The sequence below is a fragment of the Coleofasciculus sp. genome (genome assembly GCF_046539235.1).
GTDB lineage: Bacteria > Cyanobacteriota > Cyanobacteriia > Cyanobacteriales > Coleofasciculaceae > Coleofasciculus.
In genome coordinates, this window is record NZ_JBKHHI010000170.1 from 1 (window position 1) to 13033 (window position 13033).

A 13033-nucleotide genomic window follows, 5' to 3' on the forward strand; every position below is an offset into this window, starting at 1 on the left:
AGAGGATGCTTCGCTTTTTTTGCATGGGGAAGCCAGAGGATGCTTCGCTTTTTTTTGCCGGGAAGGGGGAGAATTCAAAGCCTCTCCAAATAAAAAAATATATTCCGCTTCCCTCTCCTTGTAGGAGAGGCGTCGGGAGAGGTTTGGAGAGAGGTTTTCCAGATCCCGTGAAAAGCAAGAAATACTATCCCCCTCATAATCCTAGAATTTCATAGGATTTTTCGACAACTTCATCGGGGTCAAACGGCTTAGTCATATACAAATCCGCCCCGACTTGTTGCCCTTTTTCTTTATCAAACTCTTGCCCCTTTGCCGTTAACATAATAATGTAGACATCTTTAATATCCAGATTATTTTTAACAGCATAACAGACATCAAAACCATTCATCTTCGGCATCATCACATCCAGAAACACTAAATCCGGTTTTTCCAGTTTAATGGTTTCAATTGCCTCTTCCCCATTTTCCGCAATCAGGACTTCTACGCCTTCATCTTCCAATTCCTCTAAAGTTTGTGCCATTAACAGGCGAATATGCGGTTCATCATCAACAATCAAGATTTTCTTGTCCATCTTAATAGATCACTTCAAATACATCTACAGGCTTTTTCTTCCCCTTAACTTGCACAGTGCCAACTTCCTTAAAATCAAACAGATTATAGGTGACATCATAGACACTGCGACACACCAAAATTTGTTCCCCTTTGGCAATAGATTGTAGACGAGAGGCAATATTGACCTTATCCCCAATAGCAGTATAATCCATGTGCTGAGGAGAGCCAACATTTCCCACAATCACTTCCCCTGAACTGATACCAATTCCGGTAATAAAATTTTGCCTTATCCAAGGAACCGGAATGGCTTTAATCCGCTTTTGCATTTCAATTGCTGTTTTAATCGCACCTTGCTCACTGTAAACTAAGCGAGAGGGAGCACCAAACATTGCCACAATCATATCACCCACAAACTTATTGACCGTTCCGCCATAGCTGAAAATCACATCAACCATGTGGGTAAAATATTCATTCAAGTATTCGACGATTAGTTCCGGAGGTAATTCTTCACATTTGGTGGTAAAATTTCTAATATCTGAAAATAAAATTGTAATATCCCGTTTAGCTGGCTCGAAAGAAAAATCATCTTTTTCTTCAAGGATGGCTTCAACCACTTTAGCCGAGACATAACGTTCAAGATTACTTTTAATCCGCTCTTCTTTTAGTTTTTGTTCATGCAAAATTGCATTTTCAATGGCAGATGCTGCCTGAGAAGCTAAAGCCGTCAATAACTTTAAATCAGCCGCCGTATAATTAATTGGCTCTTGATGACTAATATTAATCACCCCAATGATACCATCTTTGGTTTGTAAAGGAGCGCAAATCAGAGAGTAAATTTGATTCCGACCTTCGACAAATCGAATATCTGCCTGCACATTATTAATAATTTCGGCTTTACCCGTCAAAATTAAATTCCCAGCGATTCCTCTCCCCAATGCCAAGGGCGCTTTTGGGTCATATTCTTGACCAATGGCAGCGACTAACTCAAACTCACTCGTGTCGGGATTTAATAACATGAGTGAACCACTGGTGGCTTTAATTAATCGGGTGGCTTCATCAATGATTAAGTTGGCGACTTGTTTGAGATCAAGGCAAGCGGTTAACCGTCCTGATATATTATAAAGCATGTTAATTTCTTTATATTTATCCAAAGTTTCCCGCGCCAACATTTTTTCCTGAATTTCTTTATTGGCAATATAACTCAGGAGGGATGCCAAGGATGCGGCTTTTTCACCCCCTGTGATCCAACCAATAATATCATCAGCCAGCTTGACCGGATAATTTCCCAGTTCCTTGTCACTTTCTTCACCAAAAAGGAGACGACCCTGAGTATCCTGAATCAGAATCGGTGTCTCCATGACCGTACTCATTTCCTTAATCAGAGATAAAACATCTTTTTTATTCAGCAACTTCTTTAGACTGATGGTTACCATCTGCTTTTTCATTCGCTAATAAGAGAAAAAATACATTTTCTAGTCCTTTTTCAAAGCGGAGGGTTTTAACAATATTATATCGTTCCGACAACTCAGAATTGACAATAATCATATCTGGCTTAACGGAAATAGCTTTTTCTTTAAAATCCTCCCCATCAAAGACCTCAATCACATTATATCCTCTGGCGGTTAGGACATCAGCCAGGGTTTTAACGGTGGATATATTTTCATCAACGACTAATATTTTCTTTTTAGAACTTCCTTGAGCAATTAAACAATCAATTTCCTGAAGCAATTGTTCCGATTCAAATGGTTTGGTAATATACTTATCAATCCCCAATCGATATCCTCGTTCATGGTCTTCAATAATGGACAAAATAATAATTGGAATGTCCATGGTTGATGGGTCATTTTTTAATACAGCGGCAACATCAAAGCCATTCATTTCCGGCATCATCACATCCAGAGTAATTAGATCCGGTCGTTCTTGCTTAACGAGTGCGATCGCTTCTAGACCATCTTTAGCTTCCCGGACTTTATATCCCCGTGACTCGAGTTCTTGTCGCAACAGTTGACGAATTAAGGCTTCATTATCGACAACCAGTACTGTTTTATTGGCAGTCTTGTTCGTGGATGAGTTGTCAGGGGTGACCGTTACTTGAAGCTGCTTAACTAATGTGTCCATATCCATCATATTTACTTGGACAGGTAGATTAGTATGAATGGGAAGCGTAAACGAAAATGTACTTCCTTTTTTTAGCTCACTTTCGACCCAAATTCTGCCACCATGATGTTCGACAATTTGCTTACATATCGGTAATCCTAGACCCGTTCCTTTCGGTTTATCTGTTAACGTATCCCCAACTTGCTTAAATTTTTCAAAGACTTGAGGCTGATCAGCAGGAGCAATACCCATACCTGTATCAATGACACTAATAATAATTTCACTATGCCTTTGTGTCGCTCGGCAGGTTATTGATCCTTTTTGAGTAAACTTAACAGCATTGGAAATTAAATTAATCAGAACTTGAATCAGTCTATCTTTATCCCCAGAGATTTCTGGCAGCTCAGTTTCCACATTTTTAATAAATTCAATATGTTTAGTCTCAAATAAAGAGGATGTCGCCGCAATTGCCCGTTCAATAATCTCGTGAACCAACAACGGCTGCATATTCCAATCAACTTTACCGGCTTCCATTTTGGCAATATCAAGAACGTCATTAATTAAAGCCGTTAACCGTTCTCCTTCCGATACAATAATATTGACATTATCTTTGACTTGGCGAACAGTTCGCTGGATTTTCTTGTTGTCGGTTTGGATTTGGGGGAAAATGACATCTTCGAGTTTCTTCTTAATAATTTTGGTAAATCCCAAGACCGAAGTCAGCGGCGTTCTTAATTCATGGGAAACGGTAGAGATAAAATCCGTTTTCATCTGATCCACTTCTTTTTCAACGGTAATATCTCGAATCAGGATAACTGAACCAAGAAACTCCTCAACCGCACCATCAGCCAAAGCAACTTTATCAATGGCGGTGGCTACAGCTTTGCCAATACGTCCCCCCGCTAGATCAATTTCTGCGGTAAAGACTTCCCGGTGATGGTTTTGGGTTTGGGTGACTAATTCCACTAACTCGCTGCTTAATATATCTTGACCCTTTTTATCCGTAATATCAAGTTCTCCTAACCCTAACATCCGGAGGAAAGCGGGATTGAACTGAGATATTTTTCCTTGAGTGTCGGTAACCAGTAAGCCATCGACTAAATTATTAATAATAGCCGTCAAATGAGCGGTTCTTTCTTCAACGCGACCTTCAAGAATTTGATTAATACTTTCAACATGCTGGCGAGTATCTGCTTCAGTTTTCTGTAAGCGCTTGGCTTCCGATTCTGCTTGTTTTAAGAATTGTTCACGGACGTAGACTTTAACCGCCATTGAATTGAACAGATTTGCCAAACGTCCTAACTCATCTTTGCGAGTATCATCCAGTTGAATATTCAAATCTCCAGCCGCAATTCGTTCCGTTGCTCCCATCAACTCAATTAAGGGATTCGTAACTTGGCGACGTAGGACAAAATAGAGGACTAACAGTTCAAGCACAAGTGCGACAATTCCTAACCCCAGAATAAATCCGGCTGTGTCCCGGGCGGGTTTGGCTAAAATTGACTGGGGAAAAACGGTAACTAAATACCAATCCGGTTCATCAATTCTGGCGACAGCTAAGTATTCATTATCTTTAGTATTTTCAATGATGACTTGATCTGGGGTTATGTCTTTGACCAATTCAAAGATACGCTGCAGGTGGGGGTCATCGGATTCAATAATATTGAATTGCCCCTTTTTTTGCTTGATTTCATCGATTTTATCGGGATGAGCAATGAGATGACCATCCCCGCTAAAAAGAATATTATAACCGCCTTCTGTCTGATCCTGAATCATGCGATTCATCAGTTGATTCAGAGTCAAATCATGTCCAATTGTGGCAATATGTTCACCATCTAAACTAACAGGTGTTTTCACAGAGACAATCCAATCTTGAGCCTGCGGATCGTAGTAAAGTCCTGTCCATACCGTACTTGACTCTGCATTGGTTTGGGTTTTAGCACGATAAGCTTTTTTATCGTTTTGTAGATTAAGTTCAGTCGAAGCTCGTTGCACCCAGGGCGTTCGGGGCCAATAGATAGCGATAATATTGTCGGGGCTAGTAATGTAGGTATTGATAAAACGATGATGCCAAACTGAGCCATAGGTTGTGGTTAGGTTGTAAAAGGCAAGAACTCGCTGTCGAACCTCTGCATCAATGACCAGGTTTTTATCAATATAAACCCCCGCCTGCTCAAGGGTGTCGAACTTGTCCGGAGGTTGATCTTTTGGTCGATTGCGAATCACACCATCAGACCACTCGACAAAGAGTTGATTAAATTTACTGTAGGAATTATAATCGGTTTCTTTTAGTTGCTTGAGTAATTCTTGTTTGAGAAGCGTATGATTATCTACAGCGATAGAGAAGAGGATACGTTCCCGTTCACCTCGTTCGTACACATATTTTTTTACCCGTTCCAATGCTTCAGCTTCAAAAAACGATAAGGTGTGAAAATAACTCCAGGTTGTTAATACAACAATAACTCCAGCAATCCTTAAGGCTACATTAACCAGCGTTCGCCGTGTGATAGATTGTTGCCCGGAAAAGATAGGAAAAGCCATTTTAGACTGGGTGAACGTTTAATACAGACAGTTTTAACGTTGAAACGGAAAATCATGAAATTTTATTAATATCTACATCATCTCGATCAGATATCCGGATGAGTAACCTGTTCAATCTATTTCACTCTGATCATCGCTAAAATATGGGTCAGCTAAGACGAATCAATTACGTATTGCCCGTTCCCTGTTCTCTGTTCTCTGTTCCCTGACAACCCCTAAGATAAGCTGAACAGAGGACGCGCCCCCCTGTTGTAGGTTAAATTAAGAAATAGAAAATTGGACGACTGACAACGATTGCTGCCGAACTGGGCGCAAGACCACCATGAAACGCTATTTATCCCGCCAAGTCTTACCTGTATTCCTCGCGATCGCAGGAATTATCTCATCTACCAGTATCTCCCATTCCCAGAGTGATTTGCCCTGCTACCTAGAAGACAGCAACGGCAATGTCATTGATCTGGGTCACCTTTGTGGTAGTGGTAGCAATACACCCTCGGTGATTCAAGTTCCGATCAAACGCCGATTGTCCGGAATTCCGGTCGTTGATGTTCAATTTAATGGCAACCGCCGCTTTGAAATGCTCTTCGATACAGGGGCGTCTGGAATTGCGATTACCCCTTCAATGGCACAAGTATTAAACGTTGCACCCGAAGGCGTCGTTATCACCTCCACGGCGGGTGGCAAAGTCGAAGTTCCCCGAGGTCGCGTTAATTCTGTCGCCGTCGGCGGTATTGAAGTCACGAATCCGGAAGTTACGATTAATCAATACCTGGATATCGGACTATTAGGACAAGGATTTTTTGGTGTCTACGATGTGACCATTAAAGAAAATGTGATCGAACTTAGATATCGGTAGGGAGGAATGGTGAGGCAAGTAACAGCAAGAGGAGGCGATTGAAATCGCTGCTACACAAACAAAGTCCGCCTGCGCGGACTGGATTATAACGGGGGTAGCTAACCCGGATTTTGTATGAAGCCATTTTTAAACCCAAAAAGTGCAAAGTTTTTACACCCTTACGTTCAAAATCATTGGATTTTCACCTCCGCGATTGCAAAATCTTCCCCCAACAGGAGGTTGAAACTGTCCCCTGTTCCCTGTTAAGCAGTTCCCTCCCCTCACCATAAAACTCCCTGCAGCATACCCTAATTCATTTTTGGGTAAACAAATAAACATCATCCTGCTGATAACTTAATTGAAACTTAGGTGTATTTTTTAACCGTTCTAACAAATGGTTAACCACCTCTGGACTACTTCCCCAACCCGGATGACGCTGATTCAATAGTACATAATCAAATTCCCCTAACTCAGTCATTTCCGCACCGAAGGTTGCCAGCTTAACCACAGGGCGATGAGTTAAATGGGGAGCAACTTGGGCAGGAACTAAAACAGAACCTTTAGTTTGAATTTGAGCAATGGCTTCCCTCGTGGCTTGCCAACTATCGATAGTTTCCAAATATATCGACCCAAAATAACCAAATTTGGCTAACGCTAAAAATGCGACGAATGACCAGATGATCATGCCTCGTTGGTGGCGTAACCATCCCTTTCCGGCGGCTAATGTAGAAATGACAGCTAATAAGAGAAAAGGCAGTGCGGGTAAAGAGTACTGATGAATTAAATCTTTTTGGGGTTGGTAGTCGGTAATCAGGTTCATCATCAACGTGGGGACTGCACCGACTAAAGGCGTGAGATGCTGGGGTGAAAGTCCCCAAATCAGAGGTGAGAACAACAAAGCCAAATATTCCAGGTTAGGCAAGGTAAAAATTCTCCCCAATACTAACCCCGGTTTGAGAAGCAGATTTTTGGCGATTTCTAGAACCGAATCTCCCAAGAAAGCATAGCGCCAGACAGCCTCAACACCATTGGGTCTAAAGGCGGGAATAATCACTTGAGTAGCAATCAAAAACCAGGCAATCCCTGTCCCTAAAGCAATCCCACCAAACCACCGCTTTTTCTCAAACACGAACAACCAAAACCCCATGGCGGCTATCGTCAGAGATAAAGCATCCCGACAGGCCAAAATCAAAAGAATTGCCCCACAAAACCAACCCTTACGATTCAGCCGCGCCGCCAAAACTGCGCCTAGAAAAGCGGGTAAAGCGATAACTTCAGCATGGAAATCAAATAGATTGAGATTAAAAATTAATGGATACAGCAGATAGACGATTGCCATTGCTGTTGCTTGGGACTCCTTTAATCCTGCTTGACGGGCGAGATAAAAGGTGGGTAAAGCACCGACAGCTAAAGCAATGGCTTGCACAGCAAACAGCCAATGGACATCGGGATGGATTTTGTACAGTAAAGCGAGTCCATAGAGAATCCAATCCGCATGACCGCCCATAAAATGGTAACCCCAGAAGGAAACAATCGGGGTTTGTCCCTGGCTAATCAGGTAAGTCGCCTGGTCAAAATAGCCCAAATCCAAAGCAGAGGATTGAAATAGGGCATGTCGTAAGCTGCTGCATATCAATAGTATTAAAGCACTTACCGCGATCGCAGACCTAACCGTATTAAGAGACCGACTTGTTGCCATACTACTTGCAGGGAGTTATAATGTAACGTCAACACTATTCTCCTAAAAAAGCCAGTTTCGTCAAGTTATCGGACTTAACCGTAAAACCTGCCCCGACACCCGACACCCCACAACCCAATCAGGGATAGGAGAGCAGGGTTTGTAGGGGCGGGTTTCACAACTAACGGATGGCTACAGACTGATACGTTGACTAAACCCGCCCCTCTAGAGGAACAGGGAGAACAGTTTCCTAACTCAAAATCCTCTAAATAGAATTAATCCCGTCTGAAATAGTCCGATAACCACACCCAAAATCCCACCTAAATTAACAATCGCTTGTAATTCATTTTTGACAATCACTTTAACGGCAACTTCTAAGGATTCCGGTGATGTGCCTCTTACCCGCTCTACAATAAGCTGATCAATGGATAAAATGGGAATAACTTGAGTCACCAGTTTTTCTAAATCTTCTTCCAGATAACGCTCCAAAACTAATGCCAGTTCTTGACTAATTAATTCCATTGAGCTAGTCATAATCGCCGACTCTCGCAATCTGTTTAAAATTAATACCGCGACCTTTTCCCAATCAATGGATTGACTTAAACCCTGCAAAAATTCGCTACCCTGTTCTCGGATATAGGTACGTACCGCATCCCGCATGGTTTTGCGTAACTGTCGCACCGTAGACACAGGCAAATTTTGTAGGGATAGAGTTTGCAGCCATAACTGTAGCCGTTCACGGGTACCCAACGCGGCCAATAATTCTTGCAGACGCGCATTGCTTTCCTCTTTCTCATCTAAGCAATAGGTTCGCAAACGGGTGAGAGTATTGCGTAGTCCAAATAAATTGGCGACAATCCAATAGGTGCCACTTGTCTTCTCGCGAAACCCTTCATCAATGATTTGGATATTGCGATCGGTTAAAAAATCAATAATCCCTTGACGCAGCACATCAGGCGGTAATGCCACTTGCAAAATCCACTGGGAAAGCTGTTGCGATTGTTGCTCATTCAGTTGAAACTCCAGCAAAATTTGATCAAAAATTTGGTTAAGCTGGGCTTCTAAAAAATCCTCGCGACGGGCTAAAACTTTCAGTAAACGGGGCAGGGATTCTCCTAATAAGTCGTGGAGGATAGCCGCGAGAATCTTAGCCGTTTTCTGTTCCTTATCCAACTGGACTTGTTCCAACGTCAGATTGAGCATCCACAGAATTGCCCCACGCACCCGTTCCCGATGCAGTAGACGCCGTGCTAGTCGTTGCATCTCCGACGGGGTTAACAAAGAACCCATGATGGTATCGGATACCCGTTTCGCTAAGCGTTCCTGGTTATCGGGAATTAAACCGGGTGTAAACGGTAACCGCCGCTTGCCAATGTAAATGGGGCGGTAGGGACGGAATAGCATTTTAATTGCTAAATCATTAGTGAAATAGCCAATAATTCCCCCCGCGATTGGAGGTAAGAATAGCAGCCACAGGTTCGATAAATTCAAAACAGCAACCGACGTAATACAGAATGGACAAGCAAGGATTGGTGGAAAGGGTTGACTTGGGCGTTTTATAATCCCCAATCCCTGATCCCCATTGTAGGCTCTACGGTTGAACAGACCCCAACTAGATTGCTTGCAATCTAGTTGGGGATTCTCTCCTGCTGTTACCACGAAGAGCCGCTGTTCTCGGTGAATACCAGGAACTTCTGCCTTGGCACTCCTCCCTGCTATTTCTACTAGGGAGCTAAGACTAAAAAAGCCATAAAAACGCACTAAGATTTTTACCCAGTCGATGCGTTATTGTAACAAATAATCTCTACTGGAACCCCTAATCTTAAGTTTTCTAGGTTCTGTAGGTCGTGCCGAACAAATAAATGCCGCCGTACCTGTCGGAATTCTACCAAAATTGTTAGTGTTTCGCTAACCCCACCTAAATCTTGCGATTTTAGATGGGGACTGCGCTCAACTTTTGTTCAAGGGGCGTTTCATCCCTCGGATACATCACGAGGGCTTTCACCTTCGCTATTTTGTAAAAAAGCTAAACGACACCCGACACCCCCACACCCGACACCCAACACCCCTACACCCTGTCAATTCCTCAAGTCGTTTACCCACCCCGTCAAGACGCTACGGTTTCCTGATGACCAAAACGCCCATCATTCCCCCAGCGATGGGATAGTGAGTAGCACGGCTAAATCCCGCATGGTGGGCAAGCTCAACTTGCTGTTTTCCGTTGGGGAATCGCTCTAAGCTGGGAGTGATGTAGGCATATTCTTGCTCTAAGCCCAAGGATTTGGCACGGGGTACGACGATTGTGTCGAGATACCATTGCTGAAACTGACGTAGGGCTGGATGTTGAGGACGATGAAAGTCTAGGATAGCCGCCTTTGCCCCCGGTTTGAGGACTCGGTACAGTTCTCGCAAGCAACCGGGAATATCGGTAACGTTCCGCAAACCATACCCCATGGTGGCACCGTGGAACAAATTATCCTGGAAGGGTAAATCGAGAGCATCGGCTTCAATCCAGTGAAGGGTTAAGGGGGGATAATGAAAAGTTGCCCTGGCTTGCGCGATCGCGAGTAGCGCTGGGGAAAAATCCACCCCATACACTTGACCCGTTGCGCCCACTTCTCGGGCTAGCAGTTCGGCTAAATCACCACTCCCGCAGCATAAATCTAAACCAACCTCACCGGGCTTTAGATCGCACCACTTCACCGCCATCTTTTTCCAGATCCGGTGTTGACCTAAACTTAACCACTGGTTGAGTTGGTCGTAAACTGGGGCGATGCGATCGAATAAATGGCGAATTTCTGATGGGGTATGGTCATTTGTCATTTGTCATTCGTCATTGGTTCGGGAACAGGGAACGGGGAACAGGGAACAGGGAACAGGGGAAGCTGGGGGAGATGAGGGCGGGTTTTGCACAAACTTTATCATCAACCACGCCACAGAAATCCCTAAACCCGCCCCTACAGATTCAACACTCAACGACTGGTTGCGATCGCTAAACCAACCTGCTGGGCGGATAGGTGAATCAGTTTTAGCTCATCTTCACTCAGTTTACGCGCCTGTTGTTGCCATTGGAGGGAGAGTAGAGCTAGGAGTTCGCTGCGGTGGACAATTGGAATCAGCAGGTGGGCTTTAATGCCAATTTTCTGGTAATACTCTGTGGCGTCTTGGGGAGTTGCACCCGGGGCGTTAATCCAGACTTGTAATTGGCGATTAGCGATCGCGTCTGGCAAGAGGGGATCGGATTCTAGGGGGTTGACAAGGGATTCATCTTGGCTGTGTGTACCTTTTACATCTATCAAATGATCGTCTTCTACGAGTTGCAGGATACAGGTGTCTGTGCCAAAGCTGTCGCTAAATACTTGGGCGATTTTGGGCAAGCTGGTTGCTAGGCTTTCTGACTCTTGCGCCACTTGCACCAGGGTTTCCATCAGTGCCATTTGAGCATGAGCTCGCTGCAACTCCTCGGTGCGTTGCTTCAGGAGTTCGTAGGTTTGAACTGCCCGTTCTACAACTGTTTTGAGTTCGTTTGGGTCCCAGGGCTTGGTAATATAGCGATAGACTTGTCCGGCATTAATGGCTTCCACTAAGTCTTCCACATCCGTAAACCCGGTTAAGATAATCCGCATGGTATCCGGAAACTGGGGGACGGTTTTGCTCAAAAACTCCGTTCCTTTCATTTCTGGCATCCGCTGATCAGAAATAATCACGGCGACTTCTCCCTGATTAGCAAGAACAGAGAGGGCTTCAGCGCCACTTTCAGCCCTGAATACGCTAAAGTGACGGCGGAAGGTGCGGTAGAGGAGATCCAAGTTATCGGGTTCATCATCCACCACAAGCATTTTCGGTTTTTGCGATCGCTCCAAACTCATGAACTGACGAGTGATATTATCAAAATTAGGGTTCACCTTGTCCATAACACTACAACAAACTCCCAGCGAGTAAGTTTGAACCGGCGAGCCACAAGGGGAAGGCTATTTTGGCTTTCGGACTTGCCCAATAGATGTCAACTATCTTAACCTTAAGCTTTTTATTTAACCCTAGCGAGTTTTCGCTCAAATCTATTACTATTTAATCACGAGAAATTTGAGACATCTGATCACTCAAAAAATACGGCAAACTTTTCTTCCCATTATGACTGAAAGATCACCTGGAAATCCTCACCATAATCCTCAAGCTAACTCAGAGACAGTAGATGCTGATGCTCTAATTCAGTTGCTCAGGCGCAAAGAAAGTAACTGGGTGGAGTGGGGACAAGCCTGTCAACAACTCCAAAGTGCTGGCTATAGTTCCCAAGCCGTTTTTGAACAAACGGGGTTTGAGCCAATTCAACAGAATCAAGTCATTGTAGCATCTCAGGTCTATGAAACGTTAGTCAAAGCTGGGGTATCGGAGGCAGTGCGATCGCGCTTTGAGCGGACGGGGAGTGATATCCTCTATGAGTTGCGGATTCTCACCCAACCGGAACGAGCCGCCGCCGCTGAGTTTATTGTTGCCAGAAATCTGGATGCTGATGGTGCCCGTGAGGTGGCAAAAGCGATGAAAGATCTGTCGCGTCGCCGTACCCTACCGGAAGGATTTTCGGCTCATCCGGGTGATGCTGTGGCTTACCAATACTGGAAACTTGCCCAACAACAGCAGAATTTACAGGAGCGATCGCGTTTAGTCGCACGGGGGTTAATGTTTGCTCATAGCCAATCTTCGCGTCAAGAAATTGAGCAGTTACTCACCGAACCCTTCGGGGGAAACCGCCGTCGAGCGCCCCGTTTGCCCCTCTATCGCGTGGAAGCGAGTGAACAATTACCGCGACTGATCCCATTGGTGGGTGAATTTCCAGTAACCACTGCTGAGTTCCAGCAAGTGGAGGCGGTGAAGACAAAGGGGGCGTTTCAGATTGTCGATTCTACCCATCAGCAACAGATTGTTGCCATTCCCGGTTGGCAAATCGTGGCAAAAGCACAAGAGCCTGTGGCAATTTTGAGTAATATTACTCAGCTTCCTAAGCAAGAAAATCAAAAATCAGAAGCGGTGTTGTTAATTGTTGACCGCAAAACACCAGAATGGGATGCCGATAGTTATTTTATGATTGATCAATCGGGGACATTAGCAATTGAGTGGTTTTCGGAACCGCCGGATATACCATTACTGGGACAGCTAATTCTGGTGTTGCGTCCCAAGAAAATTCTTGATGAACCGTTGAGTCGGGATCTATGGCAAATAGACGAATAAGTCTTATGTCATTTGTTCATGGTTGATGGTTGATGGTTCATTGTTCATGGTTCATGGTTGATGGTTGATGGTTCATTGTTCATGGTTCATGGTTGATGGTTGAT

Annotated in this window: 9 protein-coding genes; 2 read left to right on the forward strand and 7 right to left on the reverse strand. The window is 44.2% G+C overall.

All coding sequences use genetic code 11. The annotated features are described in order from the left end of the window. Positions 1-193: 193 nt before the first annotated feature. The 3 genes from ACLFWI_RS16000 to ACLFWI_RS16010 are packed head-to-tail and all read right to left on the reverse strand — an operon-like array spanning position 194 to position 5190. Positions 194-571, reverse strand: coding sequence for a response regulator transcription factor (locus ACLFWI_RS16000; protein WP_446413743.1), 378 nt, complete (start codon positions 569-571; stop codon positions 194-196). 1 nt (position 572) lies between these two features. Beyond that, positions 573-1985, reverse strand: coding sequence for an adenylate/guanylate cyclase domain-containing protein (locus ACLFWI_RS16005; protein ID WP_446413744.1), 1413 nt, complete (start codon positions 1983-1985; stop codon positions 573-575). Continuing rightward, positions 1951-5190, reverse strand: a complete 3240-nt coding sequence (locus ACLFWI_RS16010; RefSeq protein WP_446413745.1) for a response regulator — start codon at positions 5188-5190, stop codon at positions 1951-1953. The genes ACLFWI_RS16005 and ACLFWI_RS16010 overlap by 35 nt, the downstream gene beginning before the upstream one ends. A 322-nt stretch (positions 5191-5512) precedes the next feature. Between ACLFWI_RS16010 and ACLFWI_RS16015 the strand changes: the two genes are divergently transcribed. Then, complete coding sequence (locus ACLFWI_RS16015; protein ID WP_446413746.1) at positions 5513-6046, forward strand: retropepsin-like aspartic protease family protein; 534 nt, start codon at positions 5513-5515, stop codon at positions 6044-6046. Between the two features lie 292 nt (positions 6047-6338). Here the strand turns inward: ACLFWI_RS16015 and ACLFWI_RS16020 are convergent, their stop codons facing one another. The 4 genes from ACLFWI_RS16020 to ACLFWI_RS16035 all read right to left on the reverse strand — a co-directional run bounded on the left by ACLFWI_RS16020 (position 6339) and on the right by ACLFWI_RS16035 (position 11617). Further along, positions 6339-7724, reverse strand: coding sequence for a DUF2079 domain-containing protein (locus ACLFWI_RS16020; protein WP_446413747.1), 1386 nt, complete (start codon positions 7722-7724; stop codon positions 6339-6341). Positions 7725-7958: 234 nt separating this feature from the next. Beyond that, complete coding sequence (locus tag ACLFWI_RS16025) at positions 7959-9194, reverse strand: DUF445 domain-containing protein (RefSeq protein WP_446413751.1); 1236 nt, start codon at positions 9192-9194, stop codon at positions 7959-7961. A gap of 624 nt (positions 9195-9818) precedes the next feature. Next, a complete protein-coding gene (gene ubiE / locus ACLFWI_RS16030) occupies positions 9819-10526 on the reverse strand; it encodes a bifunctional demethylmenaquinone methyltransferase/2-methoxy-6-polyprenyl-1,4-benzoquinol methylase UbiE (protein WP_446413748.1) in 708 nt (235 codons plus the stop codon). 149 nt (positions 10527-10675) lie between these two features. After that, the gene (locus tag ACLFWI_RS16035; protein ID WP_446413749.1) at positions 10676-11617 is read right to left on the reverse strand and encodes a response regulator; all 942 of its coding nucleotides are present in this window, start codon (positions 11615-11617) and stop codon (positions 10676-10678) included. Between the two features lie 217 nt (positions 11618-11834). Here ACLFWI_RS16035 and ACLFWI_RS16040 point away from each other — a divergent pair, with 217 nt between their 5' ends. Then, a complete protein-coding gene (locus ACLFWI_RS16040) occupies positions 11835-12929 on the forward strand; it encodes a RuBisCO accumulation factor 1 (RefSeq protein WP_446413750.1) in 1095 nt (364 codons plus the stop codon). Positions 12930-13033: the final 104 nt, after the last annotated feature.

What these genes read in the sequence shown, in the direction of transcription:
- ACLFWI_RS16000 (WP_446413743.1), bottom strand. Translation starts at nt 571, where the DNA reads ATGGACAAGAAAATCTTGATTGTTGATGATGAACCGCATATTCGCCTG.
- ACLFWI_RS16005 (WP_446413744.1), bottom strand. Translation starts at nt 1,985, where the DNA reads ATGGTAACCATCAGTCTAAAGAAGTTGCTGAATAAAAAAGATGTTTTA.
- ACLFWI_RS16010 (WP_446413745.1), bottom strand. Translation starts at nt 5,190, where the DNA reads ATGGCTTTTCCTATCTTTTCCGGGCAACAATCTATCACACGGCGAACG.
- ACLFWI_RS16015 (WP_446413746.1), top strand. Translation starts at nt 5,513, where the DNA reads ATGAAACGCTATTTATCCCGCCAAGTCTTACCTGTATTCCTCGCGATC.
- ACLFWI_RS16020 (WP_446413747.1), bottom strand. Translation starts at nt 7,724, where the DNA reads ATGGCAACAAGTCGGTCTCTTAATACGGTTAGGTCTGCGATCGCGGTA.
- ubiE (WP_446413748.1), bottom strand. Translation starts at nt 10,526, where the DNA reads ATGACAAATGACCATACCCCATCAGAAATTCGCCATTTATTCGATCGC.
- ACLFWI_RS16035 (WP_446413749.1), bottom strand. Translation starts at nt 11,617, where the DNA reads ATGGACAAGGTGAACCCTAATTTTGATAATATCACTCGTCAGTTCATG.
- ACLFWI_RS16040 (WP_446413750.1), top strand. Translation starts at nt 11,835, where the DNA reads ATGACTGAAAGATCACCTGGAAATCCTCACCATAATCCTCAAGCTAAC.